The organism is Vibrio sp. 397 (genome assembly GCF_033339395.1).
Classification (GTDB): Bacteria; Pseudomonadota; Gammaproteobacteria; order Enterobacterales; family Vibrionaceae; genus Vibrio; species Vibrio alginolyticus.
On sequence record NZ_JAWOUN010000001.1, the window covers coordinates 265679 to 288533 of the forward strand.

Consider the following 22855-nt stretch of genomic DNA (forward strand, 5'->3'; position numbering starts at 1 on the left):
GTCTATCTTTCTCTGAGCGAATTCTCTTTCGCACGTAATATAGGTTTTAACCAATAATTCAGTACTGTTTTTTCTCCTGTAAGAATGTCTACCACAACCTGCATTCCCGGGATGATCGTAAACTTATCATCAACCTTGAAAGTAACGTTGGCACGGTAGTAGGCATTGCCCTCTTCATTTTGAAGTGCATCGGCGCTTACGTAGGTCACTTCTCCTTCTAGGCCTCCGTAAATGACAAAGTCATAGGCAGACAACTTTACCGTTGCCGGCAGGCCAGGCCTTATGAAGGCGATATTCTGAGGAGAAATTCTCGCTTCAACGATTAACGTGCTATTACGAGGGACTATTTCTAAAATAGGCTCACCCGGCTTAACCACACCTCCGATGGTTCTGACAAAAACATCTTTGATGGTTCCATCGACCGGAGAAAGTAACTGCGTTCGATTCAACTGATCCGCAATCGCCTGACGACTTTCATTGAGCTGCGCTAGTTGCGTCACAACTTCATTGAGCTGCCCTTGTGCCTCTGCCCTAAAAGCAAGCGCAGTACCACGATAATCTGCGATGGATTCAGAATACACAGCCCTTTGCTTTTGGGCAGCAGCTTGTGAACTCGCGATGTCTCCTTTGAGCTTTATAACGTCTCTATTCAGTTTTAATAATTCCACTTCAGCTACCGCGCCACTAGAAACCACCTCTCTCAGCATATCTCGCTCTTTCGAGACAATAACCAGACTGCTTTTTAGTGTTTGAATGGTATTCAAGGTATCAAGATAAGCTTGCGATTGTTGCTCAATTCGCAATTTAGCCTCCTCCAGCTCAGACTCCAGTTGGCTCAACCGCTCAAGATAGTTTGCTTTGGCATTCAGATAGGCAGAGTGGCCGGTCATCGAAATATCAAATGGCTGAGGCTCGATACTCACTTGTTGTTTCCAATCCAGTTGGAGGCTATTCACTTTTACCGTTTCTAATTCAATTTGAAGCCTCTGCTTTCTGGCGAGCAAAGATTCAACTTGTTCAGAGGTCTCCGAATAGGTCGACTTAAACCTTGTATCATCCAGAATGGCGATGGTTTGCCCCTTAGTGACGCTTTCACCAGGCATGACAAGTAACTCCTTTAGAATGCCTCCCTCTAAGCTCTGAATCGTCTGAACAGACAAAGTAGGAACAACTTTTCCTTCGCCGACAACCACTTCGTCTAACCTCGCCCACGAGGCCCAAATAATCACACTCAGCACTAACGCGGCAGACAACCAAATCAACGTTCTCGAACGGTTTGCTAAATGAGCATTACTCCAACGAACTGTGCTCATCATTGACCTCCTTCGCGTACAATTGATACTGCGCGTACTCTGTTCGTCTTCGCGTTAGACTGTTGTTTAGCAAAAATTTCTTGGGGCGCTCCTTCCCTCAAAATTGTGCCTTTATCAAGCACAACAATTCGATCACAAAGCGATAATAAGGAATGTTTATGAGAGCTAATAATCATCGTCGTCGAGTGCGGCAACGATTTGAGAGCATTAAACAACGCATTCTCAGCTGGCTGGTCTAAGGAACTGGTTGGCTCGTCTAAAATTAATGCTGCTGGGTTTCGATAAAAAGCTCTTGAAATCGCTACAGCTTGCCTTTGCCCCCCCGACAAATAACGCCCTCCTTCTCCGACTTGCGTTTCTAGACCATGAGGAAGGCGACTCATGTACTGGTTCAAACCCGATAATTCTATCGCACGGCGTAAACGTTCTTGATCAATAACATGATGTCCTAATACTATGTTTTCCATAATGCTGCCGTATATAAGATGCGAATCTTGGCCAACCCAACCCGTTTTCTCTCTTATCAATTCGGCGGGCCAAAGCTGACTGTCAATGTCATCAAAATAAACGCTACCCTGTAAGGCACTGAGTTGATTGGTAATAATAGAAAGGAGTGTAGACTTTCCTGCTCCTGCACTACCAATAACGCCAACGCGTTCGCCTTGCTTGATAGTAAGATTAATATCTCTCAAACATGGCATATCAACATCTGGGTATTGGAAGCTCACGTTTTCTAAACGTATATTCCCTGTAAATTCGGCAGACGTAATGACCTGACTGCGTTGCGCCTCCTGAGGTAAAGACATGATAGAATTTAAGCCTTCAACCGCTGTTTTTGTCTGTTGATAGCGAAGTAACAGCATAGCTAACTGGTTAATCGCCCCTGCAGCACGACCGCTAAGCATGACAATAGCAATGAGCCCCCCCATGCTTAGCAATCCCTCAGAAATTCTGTACACGCCTGTTACAAGTAACATTACGGTAATTATCTGCTGGCTAGATTGAATGGAGTAAGCAACGATATTCGAACAGTTTCGCGATTGATTTTGCCAATCAGAAAGCATGGATACCGTTTGCTCCCAACGCTTTTGTGCTTCTCCCGTAGCGTTATTTTGCTTAATCTCTTTTAAAGAGGACAATGAATCAAACAAGTGAGCTTGTCGCTTCATGGATAGTGCAGCACTTTCCGTATGTGATTGTTCTATTTTTGCTTTTACCGCAAAACCAAGGATCAGCAGGGTAAACATGACGGCAATAGGTATGAACATCATTGCCCCACCTAGCCAACCTATTAAGACTAAAAATAACAACGTAAATGGGAGATCAACTAAGGTCACAAGAGATGCAGAAGTAAAAAAATCGCGAACACTATCAAAATCTTGTAGTTGTCGAGCGAATGCACCGACTGATGCAGGACGGTGTTCAAGTTTCATCCCCATAACTTTAGAAAAAAGTATCGAAGAAAGCTTGTTATCGATGTACTTACCCGCGGTATCAGTGACAACTCCCCTTGCTTTACGCAATAGCCAATCAAAAATAATGATGACGGAGACACCAGCGACCAAAACCCATAATGTACTGAAAGCTTGATTAGGCACTACACGATCGTAAACGTTCATAGTGAAAAGCGGAATAACTAGCGCTAGCGTATTGATAAGGAAAGAGGCAATCAAAAGATCTCGATACCACGGAGACATTTCTTTCACTACGGCGAAAAGCCAATGTTCATTATAATCCGCTTGAATAGAACTTATCCGTTTGTCCAGCTCTGGACGCATAGAAACTTGCCATGCTTGAGGCTGGAATTGATTATGCAGTTCCTTGCTCGTGACGTATTGCGTTTCACCTTGATCTTCACTAAATAACGTGACTTGATAATCGCTGTTATGTCGCTCAGATATAATAGCGGGTTGTAACGTCTTCCTATTGATTACCACCAATGGAAAGCTCAACATTGCGGTGGATTTTAAATCGATTAATGTGAGTTCAAGATCGGCTCGCTCAGCGGCTCTGATGAATAAGTCACTATCCAATCTACCCTCAACAAGAGGTAATCCAGAAAGCACCTTTTTTGTATGGTGTCTAACCTCAAAATAACGCATCAACCAAGTTAACGATTGCCCCCAAGGATCGTTAGTCAGCTCACTTGATGAGGATGAGTGATGCTTCATGACATACCACCTACTAGCAAGTTGTTGTCATCAATCATCTTCTGTAAGACATTTTCTTCGGCTACGCCAGTCGAGTCACCTTTGTAAAGCTGATCGAGAGTGACGCCCTGCATAAGAATCTGTTGTTTTGTCCCCGTCTCTTCTGGTTTTATGTGAAGCGTTACGCCATCATCATTCTCTGTTAAATCGAGCTTATTATCGACTTCTGTTATCGAGGTAGCGGTGATTATCGAGGCGATGTCAATTGTGTCATTATCATCACCAATAACGGATATTTGGAAATCGTTGATCACATCGTACGAGGGCTTTAACTCGTTACCGAGCCCTGAACTGTCAAACTGGAATACATCGCTGCCACTTCCTCCAATAAGCAAATCATTAGCATCTGTCGCAAGTAATGTTTGGCCCCCTTCTTCCACTAAGGTAACATTGACTGTCTGAGCAGCACCTTCTGCGACTGTAGCACCCAGTGTTGCAATCGGTTTTATCGACAACGTAAAATCACTTGCACCGCTAAACCCGCCAACGATGGAAAGATCAGCGACATTCTCTTGATCAACAGTATAAATGCCGTTCAATCTTTCACCATGACTCAACTCTAGATCTGTTGGTAATCCGCGAATCTCCACACTTCCAAACTCTTCGGGTGCAGGATTGACTAAATTCATGCTCAACCCCAAAGGAATACTCCCAGACGCTTCAGACACAATAGACTGATAATCAGCCGTTAGTGTTGGCTCATCAGCTTCAGGGGTAACAACAATGGTTAGATCGGTAGTTTGCACATCTCCAAAATCGGTTTCGAGTGTCTCTGACACTATCGCTTGATCAAACGTTCTAACATTGAGAGCAACATCCATCGTTCCAAATGCATCCTTCGGAATGAACTCCAAACCTGACACTTCATTTGCTCGCACTAATACCGTCGCCACGGCATTGCCCGCGTCATCGAAGGTAAAGGATGAGAATTGAGTTCCAATACGAATCCTACCTAAGCCTTCCAATGCAGAGGGTTCAGAGCTTGCTTTGATCAACATCGACACTTCTATATATTCGTTGCTATTTGTTTCAAAACCGCTCGCTAAAAAGTCAATCGAAATGGAATCACCTTCATCTCCAGTGAACGTGTTAGAGGTTGTATTCAACGATACATCATCGCCAATCGGTTTTACGCCGACGTTGAACTGAGAAGTGGTATAGTTATAGTCGTTTGATCCAGACTCTTGGGTAATAGCTTGCAGTGTTAATGAAATATCCCCACTAAAATCTAGTGGCGGTAGAAAGTAAACCTTATCAAGTTGTGCTTGAGTTAGCTGCCACTCCTTGCTCTCACCATCCGTTGAACCGTTATCAGGGAGTAATTCGAACGTCCCATTATTGTCCCAAACCAACACGGCTCCGTCTGGCACTCCTGTCATGACCAAAGACATCGACTCAGAACCATCTTGATCGATTAATGATGCAGATAAGTTTCCTAAATAAATATAATTATCTTCATTACCAACTACGTCTTCTGTTTCCAGAACCGCTTTATCAACCACTGGGGCAATGGTAACGGTAACTTCTGTTGATTTAGTTTGAGTATCTTTCGCACTGTCAGTACTTAAACAACTTCCCGTGACTTCATCAGTAATGTTTGCGTCAACGGAAATAACAAGCTCTCCACTGTAGTTTTCAGGTGGGATTAACTGAATTTCGTTTAGACGCGTAACATCTGTCACTACCCATGTTCCATCACCGTTGTCAATGAGTAGGCTCGGGTCCACGGCAGTAAACCGCGCATTCTCGTCAGACACCGATAAAGAAACCCAATTGACACTTTCAAGGCCAGTCGCTGCGTCACCTTCTCCAGTAATGGACTGCATTGGCCCTTCACTATCGCCCAATACAAGAGCAAGATTCAGGTTGGTTATAGTATCTTCTTGAACCGTAACTTGGCTTGGTGCTATCGCGATATCATCGACAACAGGAGAGATTTGTACCGTAATGGTCTGAGCGGTTGTTTTCGAGTCACCATCGCATGGGGCCGTTTCTGTCACTTCTAAATTGAAAGTAATGCAACCAGCAAAGTCCTCATCCACGCCAGTAAGCGTCAAGGAAGACAATCCAGCGCTAGAAATTGAATAACCCAACAGATTGCCCGTATTATCATAAGCAGGTATCACACCTTCGCCAGTAAGCTCGACTCCTTCAGGTAAAGAATCTGCGGCGACAAAGAAGGAAACTAAGTTATCATCACTACTCGCCACATCAGGGTTTAAAAACGCCCCAATTGAGACATCTTCACCTTCTTTACCTACAATATCCCCACTTTGAACGCTTCCCGGTTCACCAGGATCAGCACACTGGTCTCCATCTCCTTCATGGCCAGTAATTTGAATTTGGAACTGACCTGTGATGTATTGAGCATCCGTTCCATCTCGAACATACGCTAACACATTCACATCAAGTATCTCTGTGTTAGATGGGCTATAAATCGATGCGCCAGCAAGCAAATCTTGAGCGGTTTCCAACACGCTATCACTTGTGATTCCTTCGATTGGAATCAGCCAGTTCCCATCGGCATCTTGAGAAGCACCATTCGGATGAGTAACAATGAGGTCTTGACCCTGCGGTATCTGTAAAACGATGTAATCGAGATACTCTGAACCATCAATATCCGCTTCTGTAAATGTAATGCCTCCACTCACGTCAACAGCAGACCCATCCGTACTTGTGAATACTTCAGTCGCGCCTTCTAAACGTGTTTTGTCAATATCTTCATTACCAATATCCACTTTTCCAGAAACCACGACGCTCAAAGAGCCATTGATTGCCTTTACATCAGTCTCCATCGTCGGAGACGTGTCTGTCACTTCGTACTGAACTTCCAGGCTAAACGTCCCACTTAGGTCTTCATTAGCTTTTACAGTGATTCGTCCACTGTTTAACAACTCAGATAATGTTGCCGAGCTACCATCGAGTAGTTCATTGAGTTCTAACGGTAAATTACTTTCCTCTACTGCATTACCATCAAAGTAAAGTGTTAAGCCATCTGGAATGGATACAATGATGTATCCTGTCAAGGACTCACTAGAATCTATATCTTGATTAACGACAGGCTCAAGATTTAGTGTGATGAAATTGTCCTCAATACCATTGCTTTGTAATTCTTGACCGTCAGTTTGATCAACAATAGGTAAGATTTCCATTTCCACTTTAAGAGGGGTTTCAGCAGAATCACCATCGGGCTCTGTTGAAACGACGATAACATCCATGCTCAGTGTTCCACTAAAATCTTGCTCTGTTTTGAGGTAAGTGTTTTCAAGAACAGCGTTCGAGACCTGATAAACTGGCCCCGTTATTGGGTCCACGTATGCAATTGGAAGAGCAATAGGGTCACCATTTACATCTGTCAGTTGTGTTCCCACAGGGATGTTCTGAAGCAAGATATTAATTTCTTCTGATAGATCGTCGTCTGATGTCTGGATGATAAAATCCAGTTGTATCAGGTTATCTTCGTCTAACGTAGAGAGATTACTAATTACTTTAGTCGCTTGATCATATTGCCAATTCCCCTGTCCACCATCTAGGACAATTGGTTCATCGACCACGCCTTTTAGCTTAATGTCAATGGTTGCAGATTGGCTCTCGGCGGTTTCATTAAGAGGTGCTAAGCCATCAATAGTCGACTCTGTTGAAATGGCGGTTACTTGAAGGGATAGAGATTCAGTAAATGAGCTGATATCCGATTTTGGTTGAAGTAACGCCTCTGAATTGGCTAGAGCATTGGAGGTCACTAGGTAGGTATTAATACCGATAAGCGTAATCCCAGCTCCGACAGGCAATGTCCAACCATCTTGAACTTCTATGCGATAAGAAAGAGACTCCGAGCCATCTGTGTCAGTGAGCCGCCCTAGGATGTAATCTTTTAAGTCAATCGCTTGGTCTTCAAGCCCCTGAATGTTTTTAACGGTCAGCGTAGGCACATCGGCATCTGGAGATATATCGATAACAACTTGCTCAGTGATCTCCGCTGTTTTATCTTGCTCATCGGCAAACACACTACCCGACTCAGTCGTTACTGCCGTTACATCAAAAGTAAATCTTCCGGCTAAGTTTTCGTTAGATGTGATTTCAATTTGATCTAACTCGGATTGGCTGTACGCTTTCCCTTCCTCAATAGCACTTCCGTTAAGTGTTAATATAAGTCCATCTGGAATATTCGAAATTTGGTAGTGGAGCGTTTCAGAACCGTCTTGGTCAAACTTTTCAGCGACAATATTGAGCGAAAGTGATTCAGCGGAATCTTCAACACTTTGATAAGAAAAGTCCGAATCATTAGACCACTCTGGCAAATCTGCAACCGGTAAAACGTTAACATTTAACGTGTTATTGCCTTGTAATACAAAACCATCTGGTTCGACATCAGATACGATTAATGCAGACACTGCTAACGAAACTTTGATAGTGTTGCCCGACAGGTTTAGTGCTGGTTGATAAGTGAGATCACCATTTGGAACGGTGAATATACCCACCCCCATTAGCTCTGTACCAGAAAGACTAATAAATCCGTCATTATCATCATCTTCAAGGCGCGCTCCGTCTAAAAACAGAGCCCCTCCTTGTAGAGATTCAACAGAGATCCTTATCGCTTCAACACGCTCATTATTCTCCGTATCCCCAGGAGAAACTCTAATCGGTAACGCGACTGGCGTGGGGTCTCCACTATTATTCGCGCCATTATCTTCTAACGTATCTACATTAACGGTTCGAATAAAGCCCCTGGCATCATCAAGAATTAATTGAGCTTCACTGCTTGCTTGGTCACCGTCTGCATCCGTCACAGTTATCGTTAGATCATCAAGCAAACCACCTACAGGCGTATTAACAATAAGCTCGGTAGTTAGCGTAAATGTCCCATCTTGAGCAATAGTCAGCGTTCCATATTTTAAGTTACCATCACTACTATTGATTAAATCGATGGTCCAAGCATCATTGCTAAATACCGAACTCGCCGTATCGTATGTTTCACCTGCATAGGTCAAACTTGAAATCAACGTGCCATCTGAACTGATTAAGTCGGCATTATTGCTAAACCAGTTTCCCGAAAACTCATCCCCCTCGGTAAGTTCAATTTCTATTGGTGAGCTTGTGTCTTCAGGGATATCATCTACTACACTAACGGTATATGTCTCAGCTTCAGACTGGTCGCCATCCTTATCAACGGCATAAATTGAAAAACTGAGTTCTAATGTGTTCTCGTCCGCTGGAACACCGTCAGGTTCATCGTGTTCAAGTGCACGGTATAGATCAAACTCGACAGTCCCATCGGTATTAAATCTAATTCTAAAGACGTCTTGCTCGCTTTCATCTCTTGCATATAACCAACCATTCGAGTCCGGTGAATCAAGCGAAACCAGGCTACCACTACTTGTTTTATAGCCGAGCGCATTGAACATATCGATATTCACGCTCACACTGGCGATAGAGTCTGAACCTTGTAATAGCGTAATGGATGGTGACGAGCCCTCGATGCCAGAATCAAGCGAATCATCATTCAACCCGCTTTCATTGACTGTGATTCCCTCTGTAATTACTAGTTCCGGAAACAAGCCATCATAGACCAGTATGTTGGACTCCGTAGAGATCTCGCTTCCATCAGAATCTCTCGCCACGATGGGCATAGAGATCGACAATTGCGTCCCATCACCTAAAACATGGTCAAGCGAGTGATAAAGCTCTACAGTTACATTAACGGTAGACGTATCATTTGATGGCAAAGAGAAGTCACTAGGTAACGTGATCCTAAATACAACGTCTCCAGTGTCTGAAATTGCGTCAAAGCTTCCATCATTGTTATCGTACCAAGTGACAGCCTCTCCGTTATAAGTAACAGCATCACCAAGCGTAGTTTTGACAGTATCTCCATCATTTATGTCAACACCCAGATACACAATCGGATCGAATGATGACGTAACTATCACATCCGTATTCGCTATGGCTGAAACCCCATCAGGAGCAATGTTTGTATCGACAGGTGTTTCGGTTAACTCGACATTGCCGCTATTGATTAGCGCTTGTCCATTGTCGTTATCTATCACATTAATGTCTAAAACGACCGACGTGTTATCTTGGTCTGAGTCCATTGCAGTAACAACGAGAGGTACGTTTGGATCAGTATTTTCTTGTTGGTCGAGAGCCTGAAAAAGCTCAAAGGAGTAGGTAATGTCGCTATTTGCATCAATAGGTAATGAAGCATTGAGGGTAGCCTGAAAGATGGGAATCTGAGTTTGCCCATCTTCGTCAAGAATATAACCATCAAGTGTTTTGCCATCCGCAGAGACTTGATAAAGCACAACTTGTTCACCACTCGTCAACAAGGGTTGTTCAGAGACGATGAACGACAAAGATTCGAGGTAATCACTGCCAACCTCAACTTGAAAATTCCCTGAGCTCAACACACTTCCATTTGCGAGATCAGATTCTTTTACTTCTACCCCATTCAAATTATTTAAAGTTGGGTCTGCGCCATCCTTTAGAACATAGTCAATTTCATTCTCTACAAGCGGTGTGGCATCTAAATCTACGCCACCAATGGTCAACGGGAAAGTGACCGTATCACTGCTATTGAATTGATCGATAGGGTGCTCAAGAGTAAGCGAAATTGAAGCTAATACATCGTTACCCGACTCAACGCCACTCAATGTTAACGTAAATACAGTGACACCATTCGCAAATGCTGTAATTTGCTTTCCACTGGAACTTAACGTGTAGCTAAGCTCATTATCAGAGACTGAGCTTGTAAGCCCTAATGCTTCTAACTTAGTAATGGATGCCCCACCAAAATACAAACTACTCGGATCAGGGTTGTCAGATCCCGCGACAATATTGACAGTTCCTTCAAAGTTCAATATCGGGCCATCCAAAGGGACTTCTGTTACGTCTATAGTCGCATTGCCTACGTAACCTGCTTGTCCATCAGTAATGTCAATGGTCGCGTTAGCCAAGCCATAGTCTTGGGAGTCATCTGCCGCTAAATAGCTGAAAGAAACACTTTGCTCGACCGAATGATCTAGGTTTCGACCTGCATCAAACTGCCAAGAGCCATCAGAAAATACGGTTAATTCGCCTTTTTCTAAACTAAAACTTACGGATCCCCCCTCTAGAATTGACTTCTGCTCCCCGCCAGCCTCTACAAATTTCACATAAAGTGTTCCATCAAGATCAATATCATTTTCAAGTACATTGCCCGTAATTGTTTGATCTTCTACGACTGAGTATGTGTCATCTCTAATCACCGGATCAGAGTCATAAATAGTAATCGTTAACGGTGCCACAACCGTCTCTTGTGTACCATCAGCATCACTTTGAGTGCTTTCAACCAATACGTTAGTCACCAGCTCATCTTGACCTACACCATGATCAATCGCTTCATAAAAAGTAATTTGAACCGTACCATCATCATTGACTTCTGCTGAGAAAACTAATCGGTCGTCAGTCGATGTTCCTTGTAAGCTCAACCCATCTTCTGCAACAACAACGTTAATAGATTGACCGACCGATGTAAGCGCGCTCAAACTTGGCTGCTCTGCATGCAGTGCTGGCACACCATTTTCTATGTTGATGGCTGCCGAGCTGCTTTGCTCACCAAAAAATCCAACGATGTTTTCAGAAAATACCGTTGAACCGGGTAGCACTATTGTCGGCATGGTATCGACCACGTGGTTGCCGGCGGCATCCAACACTTCTGCTTCAATGGTCCACGTGTTGTTTAGATTGAGAGTGTTTACGTCAATTCCGGTTACTGTCCACGAACCTGAGGCATCAACGAGGCCAGTAAAATTCAGCGTGCTGTCTCCGTCACTTACCCGAATCGTCACTGCCAGACCTTGCTCTACACCACTGGTTGTCCCTCTCATTTCCGTGACTATACCCTCACGGAAATCATCAATGGCAAGGCCACCGCTAATATAAAAATCCGTATCGATATCAATGGTGGGAGCAGTGGCATCTATGGTCGTAGCCTCATCCATTGCTTTCGCTTGGTTGCCCGCTACATCATTCACGGAGGCAGATACGGTTAACGCCCCATCGGCTAACGTGGATAAGTTCGCCCCTTCGACTTGCCACATACCATCAACGACAACGGTATTGAACGAGAGCATCACCCCCAAGCTGTCTTGAACCGTGACAGAAACCGTCTGACCATTTTCAACATCACTGACTTGCCCTGACAAAGTGACAGATTGGCGCTCTTCAGTGTTTAAATAGCCGTCTCCGCCATCGTCAACGTCCACCGTCACACTTGCGAGCGTATCTTTGATGATGGTGTTTTCACTGGTTGTAGGGTTGCCCGCTATATCAATACTCTCAGCAACAACTGTCAGCGTACCTTCAGACAATCCAGAAAGGTCAACGTCGTCCAGAGACCAACTTCCACCAGTCACCACCGTTTCTAAGTTTATGACCGCTCCTAACGAGTCGGTTACCGTAACTTGGATACGCTGGCCATCTTCAATGTTTTCAATCGTCCCTTCGAGGCGAGTAGTCGCGATTTCGTACTGATTTAAATACTCATCCCCTCCACCATCAAAATTGACGTTCACCGTTGCAAGCGTATCTTTAATGGTCGTATCGACGGCGTTCAGGTTATTGCCATAAATGTCAGAAACCACAGAAGTCACCGTAAGCGGCCCTTCGGCAAGAGAAGACAGATCAACGCCTGATAGGGTATAAGACTCGTTCTCTACGGTCGTTGTAACAGTAATAGAATTATTGAGGCTATCGGTAATGGTGATAGTAACAAGCCACTCATCGCTTATCTTGAGTGCGTCACCTTGAATCGTGACACTAGGAACTTCAAACTGGTTTTCGTATCCATCGCCGCCATCAAGAATATCCACCGTTAAAGAGGCATCATCGTTCAAACCTTCAATTGCCTCTAAGGTAATATCCAATGTTACGGAGGTGGTGTCACCGTCTGAATCTGTTGCATTAACTAACAATGGTATATCCAGGATTTGATCTTTTGACAGATCGAAAGAGCGATATAATTCAAAGGAATACTCTATTTCACTACTCGACTCTACAGGTAATGTGGATAATAGTTTCGATTGAAAAATATTTACTTCCACCCCACCTTCTAAGATATAGCCAGTAATTGTCGTACCGTCATCAGACAGACGGTAAAGCAACTCACTTTCACTACTCACTAATGTGGGCTGGTTTAATTCGCTAAATCGAAGAGAGTCAACATAATCACTCCCGATATCGAGTTGAAGGCTCCCAGTCTTAAAGATTGCCCCACTTTCTAGATTAATCTCTTCCATTGCAACAACAGTCAAGTTGCTCAACGTAGGATCAACACCATCTTTCAACACGAAATCAATTTCATTCTCTACAAGCGGTGTGGAGTCTAGATCTGTCCCTCCAATGGTCAGCGGGAAAGTGACCGTATCACTACTATTGAATTGATCGATAGGATGATCAAGAGTAAGCGAGATTGAAGCTAGTACATCGTTACCCGACTCAATGCCACTCAATGTTAACGTAAATACAGTGACACCATTAGCAAATGCTGTGATTTGCTTTCCACTGGAACTTAACGTGTAGCTAAGCTCATTATCAGAGACTGAGCTTGTAAGCCCTAATGCCTCTAACTTAGTAATGGATGCCCCACCAAAATACAAACTAGTCGGATCAGGGTTATCAGAGCCAGCAATCACATTAACACTGCCTTCGGTGGTTAATAATGCCTCTCCCAGAGGTACTTCTGCTGCGTTTATAGTAGCGCTGCCTACATAACCCGCTTGGCCATCTATAATGTCGATAGTTGCGGTTGCTACACCGTAATCTTTTGAATCATCGGCTGCGAGATAATCAAAAACGAGACTTTGCTCAACCGTGTGATCTAAGTTGCGACTGGCATTCAACTGCCAAGAGCCATCTGAAAATACGGTTAATTCACCCTTCTCTAGACTAAAACTTACTGAGCCACCATCAGGGACAGACTGGATCTCTCCTCCGGCTCTGACATATCGAATGTACAATTCACCATCAATATCAATGTCATTCTCCAGTACATTGCCAGAAATGACTTGGCCTTCGGTTACACTATATGACTCATTTTCGATCACTAGATCGGCATCAAGGATGGCGATTTCTAGGGGAGCCACAACAGCCTCTTGTGTGCCGTCAGCATCACTTTGAATGCTTTCAACCAATACGTTAGTCACCAGCTCATCTTGACCTACACCATGATCAATCGCTTCATAAAAAGTAATTTGAACCGTACCATCATCATTGACTTCTGCTGAGAAAACTAATCGGTCGTCAGTCGATGTTCCTTGTAAGCTCAACCCATCTTCTGCAACAACAACGTTAATAGATTGACCGACCGATGTAAGCGCGCTCAAACTTGGCTGCTCTGCATGCAGTGCTGGCACACCATTTTCTATGTTGATGGCTGCCGAGCTGCTTTGCTCACCAAAAAATCCAACGATGTTTTCAGAAAATACCGTTGAACCGGGTAGCACTATTGTCGGCATGGTATCGACCACGTGGTTGCCGGCGGCATCCAACACTTCTGCTTCAATGGTCCACGTGTTGTTTAGATTGAGAGTGTTTACGTCAATTCCGGTTACTGTCCACGAACCTGAGGCATCAACGAGGCCAGTAAAATTCAGCGTGCTGTCTCCGTCACTTACCCGAATCGTCACTGCCAGACCTTGCTCTACACCACTGGTTGTCCCTCTCATTTCCGTGACTATACCCTCACGGAAATCATCAATGGCAAGGCCACCGCTAATATAAAAATCCGTATCGATATCAATGGTGGGAGCAGTGGCATCTATGGTCGTAGCCTCATCCATTGCTTTCGCTTGGTTGCCCGCTACATCATTCACGGAGGCAGATACGGTTAACGCCCCATCGGCTAACGTGGATAAGTTCGCCCCTTCGACTTGCCACATACCATCAACGACAACGGTATTGAACGAGAGCATCACCCCCAAGCTGTCTTGAACCGTGACAGAAACCGTCTGACCATTTTCAACATCACTGACTTGCCCTGACAAAGTGACAGATTGGCGCTCTTCAGTGTTTAAATAGCCGTCTCCGCCATCGTCAACGTCCACCGTCACACTTGCGAGCGTATCTTTGATGATGGTGTTTTCACTGGTTGTAGGGTTGCCCGCTATATCAATACTCTCAGCAACAACTGTCAGCGTACCTTCAGACAATCCAGAAAGGTCAACGTCGTCCAGAGACCAACTTCCACCAGTCACCACCGTTTCTAAGTTTATGACCGCTCCTAACGAGTCGGTTACCGTAACTTGGATACGCTGGCCATCTTCAATGTTTTCAATCGTCCCTTCGAGGCGAGTAGTCGCGATTTCGTACTGATTTAAATACTCATCCCCTCCACCATCAAAATTGACGTTCACCGTTGCAAGCGTATCTTTAATGGTCGTATCGACGGCGTTCAGGTTATTGCCATAAATGTCAGAAACCACAGAAGTCACCGTAAGCGGCCCTTCGGCAAGAGAAGACAGATCAACGCCTGATAGGGTATAAGACTCGTTCTCTACGGTCGTTGTAACAGTAATAGAATTATTGAGGCTATCGGTAATGGTGATAGTAACAAGCCACTCATCGCTTATCTTGAGTGCGTCACCTTGAATCGTGACACTAGGAACTTCAAACTGGTTTTCGTATCCATCGCCGCCATCAAGAATATCCACCGTTAATATAGCATCGGGATTCAACCGCTCAGGAGCCTGAGTCTCAGAAGTTGGGTTTTCTCTTTCTTGCACTGCTGGCCTGGTAACATAGCCATTAGAAACGAGTTGCTCAGGTAAAACAGCGCGAATATAGGCAACAAAACTTAACCCACCAGAAGACTCACTAAAATCTCGAACGCTCTGATTAAAAGTGGATTCAATACCGTTTTGAGATGCAATTAAAAGATCATTCGAACTCGATTCATCCTCACTTGTTGTATCTTCATTAAATGCAATATCGAGAATGTCAGTATTAAGAACAACCACCTCTACTTCTGGAACTAATTGTTCGTTGGGCAACATTTGGATCCAAGAACCGTCACTTAAAACCGCCCAAAGAACATTACCGATTTGAATGTAGAGTATTGGCTGCATAATTCGCCCCATATGAAACAACGAACTTTAAGTATGGTCGACGAATATGACTGTTCAAATGAAACTAGAAAAAACATGGCCCTAAATGGCTCTAATGAGATATTGAACCAAAAACATACCTCATGTATGCGAGAAAGAGCCATTGGGGTAAACTACTTCTGGCGTAATCCATCCACTGGAAATTGATTGAAATTCCCCTTGCTACAATCGGGCTCATATCCAAATGGAGCAGGGAAAGGAATCGTATCGCAGCTTGTTGAAACGGAAGATTCAAACTTTACTCTCTTTCCTATCATGATAGGAAATAACCATGTGGCATTATTTCTTAAATCAAACTCCTCTTTAGGGTCATCAATCAAATTGTATATTTCAGGGATCTGTAATGGGCGCCCTTTCTCCGGCATGATATCTTGATCAATAAAGTGCATCTTGTAATTTTCCCACTTATAAGCGTAGGTTTCAGATCCATTGTTAACGATGAAACCATCTCGATTAGACTTTTCACTATCTCCCTTTAAAAAGGCCCACTGATCAATACTATCTATTGTTCTATCGCTTGGTAATTTGTATCCACCGACATGAGAAAGTGAGGCAAATAGATCCACAACATGGATAATTTCATCACTCACTCTGCCCGGTTTGATGTGGTTAGGCCAAGAGGCAATAAATGGTGTTCGGAGAGAGCCTTCAAGAGCCGTAAAGTACGCACCACGCCATGGTCCGCTAGAGCCTTGGTATGGCATATGCCACTCTGGACCGTTGTCAGAAAACCAAATCACTAGTGTATTGTCTTTAATTCCTGCTTTTTCTATTGCACCAATAACTTGCCCAGCTCGAAAATCTATCTCAGCTAACACATCTGAGTAATTTCCTTTGCCTGTTTTACCAATAAAATCAGGATGAGGTAGCGTCGGTAAATGTGGTTGAGTAAAAGTAATTACAGAGAAAAATGGCTTATTCTCTTTCACATTTCGATTTATAAAATCTGTGGCATGTTCAACTAGCTCACTGTCAATCGTTCTACGTGAGTCCAAATTATATTCTTTGACCCCTTTAGGATCCTGCCCTGCTCTAGCTGAAAGGATTTGAGGTTTAGGTAATATAGCTTTATAACCGGGTTGAGAGCTATATTCTGACTCATCCGTCGTATTTGCAATGCCATACCATTCATCAAAGCCTTGATCCGTTGGAAAGCGCCCTTTTTGGTCTCCCAAATGCCATTTCCCGTAAAGGCTCGTGTTATATCCTTGTTCCTTAAACTTCTCTGCAATGGTTATCTCCCAGTTCACCATACCGTAAGGCACTCCCCAAACAACCTTATCTGTCCCAGATCTAAGCGCTCGCCTCCCCGTCATGAATGAGGAGCGAGTTGGCGTGCATTGCGGTTCCACATTAAAATTAGTAAGGCGTACACCTTCTCTAGCAAGTTGATCTAAGTTTTTAGTTTCAACACCTCTGGTACTCCCATAGGAACTTAGTTCCCCCCACCCAAGGTTATCAACCAACATTACCACGACATTTGGTGTCTCTTCCGCAACCACTTCTAACGGGATACATAGAAACAGGATAGTTGCTATTTTATTTTTCATAGTGTCGCCTTTCATTGAAATTCAATCCTGTAAGTGCGTCTTATCACACTTAAAACACACTAAAGTCTAGTCCATGTTAGTTAACATTTTTGAAAAACAGGGATTACTTGGAAGCAACAAAAAACCTCTACTATATTCAACTGACTACATTGTCTCATTTGGTGTCATCTCACTCGACTTCGCCATGATGAACACAATTAGTAACGTTATATAACGATAATGGATTCATTTATCGCGGAGGATTTTCATGCGAAACTCGATTAAAAAGGTAATGGCATTGGTCGGTACATTAGCTGCGTCCACAGCCTTTGCTGCCGATAAGCCCAACATCCTTGTGTTCTGGGGTGACGATGTAGGTGTATACAACATTAGTGCGTATCACAATGGTATGATGGGAGGGAAGACTCCTAACATTGATAAAATCGCCAATGAAGGTGCCATTTTCACAGACGCTTACGCACAACAGAGTTGTACTGCCGGACGAGCCTCATTTATTCTGGGCCAACATCCGTTTCGTACCGGTCTATTGACTATTGGTATGCCCGGCGCAAAAGAGGGTATTCAATCGAAAGATCCTACTATCGCAGAGTTACTTAAAAATCACGGCTATGTGTCTGGTCAGTTTGGTAAAAACCACCTTGGTGATCAAGATGAGCACCTACCAACTAACCATGGGTTTGATGAGTTCTTTGGTAACCTATACCATTTAAACGCGGAAGAAGAGCCTGAGTCTGAGTTTTATCCAAAAGATCCAGAGTTTCGTAAAAAATTCGGACCTCGAGGCGTGTTGAAGGCGACTGCGGATGGCAAAATCGAGGACACAGGTCCCCTTACTCGTAAGCGTATGGAAAACGTAGACCGAGAGTTCATGGATGCTAGCTTGGCATTTATGGAAAAAGCAGTAAAAGAAGACAAACCATTCTTTATTTGGCATAACTCAACCCGTATGCACGTCTGGACACATTTGAGTGAAGAATATCAAGGGAAGTCAGGTTACGGCTTATACGCCGATGGCATGATGGACCTAGATGATCAAGTAGGTGTCATGCTTGATAAACTTGAAGAGCTAGGCGTAGCAGATAACACCATTGTTGTTTTTAGTACTGATAATGGCGCTGAGAAATTTACCTGGCCAGATGGTGGTACTACACCGTTCAAGGGCGAAAAAGGTACGACTTGGGAAGGCGGATTCCGCGTTCCGATGATGGTACGCTGGCCTGGAAACATTAAACCAGGAACGGTTATCAACGATATCTTTTCACAAGAAGACTGGATGCCAACTCTACTAGCAGCTGTGGGCGAACCTGATGTGAAAGAAAAACTATTGAAGGGTCATAAAGCAGCGGGCAAAACCTTTAAAGCACATTTAGATGGCTACAACCAACTTGATCTGCTGACTGGTAAAGCTGATGAAGGCGCACGCAAAGAAATCTTTTACTTCGATGCTGGTGGTAATTTAAACGCCGTTCGTTATAAAGACTGGAAGATCCACTTCAGTATTATGGAGGGTGCCATTAATGAGGCATACCGCAAAACACCTAGTTGGCCTTTGATTGTAAACCTTCGTATGGATCCATTTGAGGTCGGTCCAGATGCAGCACTTTACGTCAGACATTTTTACGCTGATCAAATGTGGATGTTCGTTCCTGCTCAAGCTATCGTGCGTAAGTTCCTAGAGACATTTAAGGAGTTCCCTGCAACGAAAGGTAGCTCGTTAAGTATTGAAAAAGTGGTAGAAACAATGACACAGCAACCTAGAAACTAGACCCTAGGTATCGAAGCTACTGTGGAATTAACTAAGGCCTCAATTGTGAGGCCTTTTATTTCGTTGCAATTGTTTGGTTGCAGCAATTTATGGTCAAACAAAGATTATCATTTAGTGCTCTCTTTAAACACTTGATTCCAATCTTGTTTCATATCGACAAATAGCCAACCTTGCTCTTCACCTACTTTAAACGATTTATCTAACTTACCAACATGAGAATCTTTATCATACGCCCATTCGCGCTTGTCATCCGTGTGATGGATAATCGCAGAAAATCTTGGACCTGAACCTGCTTTCGTCCACTCTAACATCTGTAAATCACCATCAGAATTACCAAACGCCATGACCGGACGTTTGCCAATGAAGTTTTGGATCGTCACAGGCTTTACTGCTTTGTCATTGACAAAGTCTATTTCCGGCATACGTTGGATGGTAGGTTTTCCATCAACACTTTGATATTCCGCCTTTAACGTCGTTCCCACGATGTTTTGCGTTGGAATGCCGTATACTTCCGGCACCCAAACGCGCATAAATTCAATTCCGCCTCCAGAAACGATGTAGGTCTGATAGTCGTTAGCTCTTAAATAGTCGAGCAGTTCGAGCATAGGTTGATAGACCATTTCAGTGTATGGTCTACCCGTTGTTGGATGGACAGCCGTTTTCAACCATTCCTTAACTTCTTGATGAAACTGTTCAGTAGACATTCCAGAATGGGTTGCCATAACAAGCTTCATTACACCTTCGAGTCCTTGTTTACCAATCCCCTCCATGTCACCTTTTAATGCGGAAGCAAAGGGTTCGGTTGTCTTCCAATCAGGATGCTCAGAGGCCATTTCTTTTACTCTATCGATCGCAAAAAACAACTGTAGATAAACGGGCTTTTCTGCCCAAAGTGTTCCATCATTATCAAACGTCGCGATTCGTTGGCTTTCAGGAACATAGGAATCCGAACCTTGGGTCGTTGTTTTCGTAACAAACGCCATAATAGCTTGCTTAGCGTCAGTGTTGTTCCATGACGGAAGTGGATCTTGCATATCAGCAGCAACAGCGTAACTAGACAGAGCAAAACCTGTTGCTAAGACAATCGTCTTTAACTTTATAGCCATCTTAATTCCTTATATTGAGGTGCTAGGTGCGAATCCAATCAAAAGTATAGTTCAATTGAAACAGGCGCATATTGAACTGACATATCCAACGGCCACCAAAGAGTGACACCGTCACTAAATTGGTTCACTATTTTATTGAAATAGGAACATGGAATTTACCGATTAGAGTTTAAATTCATTGGCTTCAACTGATGTAGAGGCACTTTTACGTCCCTTTTTCTGATTGAGCTCTTCAATAACATAGTCGGGAGCGACCTTCGTTAGCTCTGTTAAACAGTCATCCGTTTTAGGGTTGCCGTATCTGACATAGATGTCACACACGGCATACAATTGTTCTGGAGCACCGGATATCAAATACGCTTGCTCAAAAGCGTTGACAGACTTCTTCAAGTCTAACTCTTCTTGCAGAACACCATTTAAATACCAAAAGTAACTGTTCGTCTTTGCCATCGTCGCAGCTTTGTCTATTTCAAACGCCGCTTCTTTCTTTTTGTCTAATCTAACCAAAGCGAGAGATTTAGAATAATGCAGCGAGGCATCTTCTGAATTTAGCTTGATGCCCTCGTCAAGCACGTTGATAGCTTTTTGGTCTAGCTGTTGCGCTCGGAAGTTGTCTGCATAGCTTAACCAAACTTGAGGGTTGTTTGGCTCAAGCTTAGTTAACTCTGGGTATATCAGCGCCGCTTTATCCCAATCACGATGCCAACGGTAAACGTCTGCAAGTAATAACTTGGAAACATTATCGTTCTTACTGGACAAGTGTGCTGTCAGCTCTGAAACAGGCCCTTCAAGTGACTGATGTTGCTCTGAACTCAAATTGGCGTAATCTCGAACGAGGTTAATCGCTGCTGTAATTCGCACCATGGCGGCGTCATCACTCAATAATGGTGAAATCAAACGCCAACGGTGCTCAATCATATATGGTTGTGCTCCCACGATCGCAGCTTCGCGAATACCTGCATCTTCATCCTGCAACCCACGCGCAACTGCAACCAATGCATTTTGGCTTGGATAGTTGGCTAACTCACGTAAAGCATCAATACGTTTTTCTGAAGACAACTTTTTATTTTGCGCATCATAAGACAGCTTTTCGACTCGTTGCGCCGGTGTCATTTGAGCTTCTTGTGGAGTGACAACCGTTGTCGGCGATACCTGGTCTGGGTCTAGCAATGTTGTTTCTTGTGCCACTGCTGTTTGACTCGCAGCAATGCCGATCGAGATCACGAGTAATGATTTAGAGAGCAGCTTAATTTTTTGCATTCAATAACCTATATTCTTTCATTTCCGGGCCTGTAGCAGGCGTAGTGACTATCTTAAAACTTCGTTTCAAACACAGTCTGTGTTTGAGTAGCTTGCTGGTGTAGAATCTGGTCACTGTATTTACCGTGAACCACTGGGTTACCTGTCGCTCGTAAGATGTACGCCATCGACTGATCAACATGGGTAAAAAACTTCTTCCAACCCGCGCAGAGATAATTAAGACCAGGCTCACCTTGCCTAGTACGGATAAAACGGTTTTTGGGACATTCTCCAAAACATGCAAATTGATAATCACATTGAAGGCACTGTTGGGGCAGCGTACGACTTTTAGCAAACCCAAATTTCTGCTGCTCAGAGCTATAAGCGAGCGTATCGAGCTTTTCGTGATGAATGTTTCCAACCTTATATTCTGGGTACACGTAATGATCACACGCAAACACATCACCATTAGGCTCCATTGCTAAGCCCTTCCCGCAGATTTCACCTAACGTACACAGTGGGTTTTTTCTGCCCATCCAGGTTTCGATACTGGCTTCAAAGTACTGCACAAACACGTTGCCGATATCGTGTAAAACCCATTCATTGAAAATCGCGATCAGAAAATTTCCCCATGCTTCATCCGCAACGCAAAAAGGCTCAACAACGGCATCTTTATGACCTGGGATCAACCGTTTATCTCCTTGCTTTAGTTGCTCGTTTGGCTCCCAAGTTTGAGGGGCGGTTGTTCTGAATGTTTTCTGTTCAACTATTGGAATAAACTGCATTTGAGGGGAGCGTACTTCATCTCGCAAGAATCGGTACACTTCAAGTGGGTTACGGCTGGTCAAGTTGTTAACACAAGTGAGCGTAGCAAACTTTACTTCGTGCTTATGTAATAATTCAACCACATTCATAACTTGCCGGAATGTGCCTCTACCAGCTCGGTTTGTTCGGTAAGCGTTGTGCATCATTTCTGGGCCATCAATGCTTAAACCGACGAGAAAGTTGTTCGCCTTTAAAAACTCACACCATTCATCGTTAAGCAGTGTGCCATTAGTCTGGAGATCATTGGAGATCGTAATGCCATCGGGACGGTATTTATTCTGTAGCTCAACAATTGTCTTGAAATAATCCAAACCTAGCATTGTCGGCTCACCACCCTGCCAAGAGAAAATGATTTCAGGTGTATTCTGTCCCGCTATATATTGACGGATATAGGTCTCTAGCGTTTCCTCATCCATGACTGGTGAGCAGCCTGGCTTGTACTCAAGTAAATCTTGTTTGCTTAGGTAATAACAATAGGTGCAATCGATATTGCACACTGCACCGATAGGTTTCGCCATAACATGTAATCGCTTGGATGCTTTTCCATTGAACTGCGGACCTTGAGTTATGTGCATTCATCACCTTCTTAGTTGCTAGCCTGTGCCCAACGGCGTTAAGACTAATTATTAAGTTAATCGCCTAGTGTGATGATAATGTTCAATTATTCGTGGCGCTTGTTATAGTGTGTATAACTGTTTTTCATAGACTTG

8 protein-coding genes are annotated in these 22855 nt (G+C 43.8%); 1 reads left to right on the forward strand and 7 read right to left on the reverse strand.

The window, feature by feature from the left end; translation table 11 throughout:
• Positions 1-2: 2 nt before the first annotated feature.
• From R7P36_RS01245 to R7P36_RS01260, 4 genes are all read right to left on the reverse strand, one after another.
• Complete coding sequence (locus tag R7P36_RS01245; protein ID WP_021033865.1) at positions 3-1316, reverse strand: HlyD family type I secretion periplasmic adaptor subunit; 1314 nt, start codon at positions 1314-1316, stop codon at positions 3-5.
• Positions 1313-3484 carry a type I secretion system permease/ATPase gene (locus tag R7P36_RS01250; RefSeq protein ID WP_213899329.1) on the reverse strand — a complete coding sequence of 724 codons (2172 nt, stop codon included), beginning with the start codon at positions 3482-3484 and terminating at the stop codon, positions 1313-1315. The genes R7P36_RS01245 and R7P36_RS01250 overlap by 4 nt, the downstream gene beginning before the upstream one ends.
• Entirely contained in the window at positions 3481-15621 is a 12141-nt protein-coding gene (locus R7P36_RS01255; RefSeq protein WP_318121990.1) for an Ig-like domain-containing protein, read from the reverse strand. The genes R7P36_RS01250 and R7P36_RS01255 overlap by 4 nt, the downstream gene beginning before the upstream one ends.
• Before the next feature lie 152 nt (positions 15622-15773).
• Complete coding sequence (locus R7P36_RS01260; RefSeq protein WP_225452467.1) at positions 15774-17210, reverse strand: arylsulfatase; 1437 nt, start codon at positions 17208-17210, stop codon at positions 15774-15776.
• Between the two features lie 247 nt (positions 17211-17457).
• On the opposite strand from R7P36_RS01260, the gene R7P36_RS01265 reads away from it, so the two are divergent.
• Positions 17458-18975 (forward strand): arylsulfatase, encoded by a 1518-nt coding sequence (locus tag R7P36_RS01265; protein ID WP_005377761.1) that lies wholly within the window; start codon positions 17458-17460, stop codon positions 18973-18975.
• Positions 18976-19082: 107 nt separating this feature from the next.
• Here the strand turns inward: R7P36_RS01265 and R7P36_RS01270 are convergent, their stop codons facing one another.
• The 3 genes from R7P36_RS01270 to R7P36_RS01280 form a co-directional block, all read right to left on the reverse strand.
• Positions 19083-20081: an HAD family hydrolase gene (locus tag R7P36_RS01270; protein ID WP_213899327.1), complete on the reverse strand. Its 999-nt coding sequence runs from the start codon at positions 20079-20081 to the stop codon at positions 19083-19085.
• Between the two features lie 162 nt (positions 20082-20243).
• Positions 20244-21341: a hypothetical protein gene (locus R7P36_RS01275; protein WP_213899326.1), complete on the reverse strand. Its 1098-nt coding sequence runs from the start codon at positions 21339-21341 to the stop codon at positions 20244-20246.
• 53 nt (positions 21342-21394) lie between these two features.
• Positions 21395-22720 (reverse strand): anaerobic sulfatase maturase, encoded by a 1326-nt coding sequence (locus R7P36_RS01280; RefSeq protein ID WP_047100657.1) that lies wholly within the window; start codon positions 22718-22720, stop codon positions 21395-21397.
• Positions 22721-22855 lie beyond the last annotated feature (135 nt).

Excerpts from the sequence above, each read along its gene's own strand:
- R7P36_RS01250 (WP_213899329.1), bottom strand. The coding sequence starts at position 3,484 with ATGAAGCATCACTCATCCTCATCAAGTGAGCTGACTAACGATCCTTGG.
- R7P36_RS01255 (WP_318121990.1), bottom strand. The coding sequence starts at position 15,621 with ATGCAGCCAATACTCTACATTCAAATCGGTAATGTTCTTTGGGCGGTT.
- R7P36_RS01265 (WP_005377761.1), top strand. The coding sequence starts at position 17,458 with ATGCGAAACTCGATTAAAAAGGTAATGGCATTGGTCGGTACATTAGCT.
- R7P36_RS01270 (WP_213899327.1), bottom strand. The coding sequence starts at position 20,081 with ATGGCTATAAAGTTAAAGACGATTGTCTTAGCAACAGGTTTTGCTCTG.
- R7P36_RS01275 (WP_213899326.1), bottom strand. The coding sequence starts at position 21,341 with ATGCAAAAAATTAAGCTGCTCTCTAAATCATTACTCGTGATCTCGATC.
- R7P36_RS01260 (WP_225452467.1), bottom strand. The coding sequence starts at position 17,210 with ATGAAAAATAAAATAGCAACTATCCTGTTTCTATGTATCCCGTTAGAA.
- R7P36_RS01280 (WP_047100657.1), bottom strand. The coding sequence starts at position 22,720 with ATGCACATAACTCAAGGTCCGCAGTTCAATGGAAAAGCATCCAAGCGA.
- R7P36_RS01245 (WP_021033865.1), bottom strand. The coding sequence starts at position 1,316 with ATGATGAGCACAGTTCGTTGGAGTAATGCTCATTTAGCAAACCGTTCG.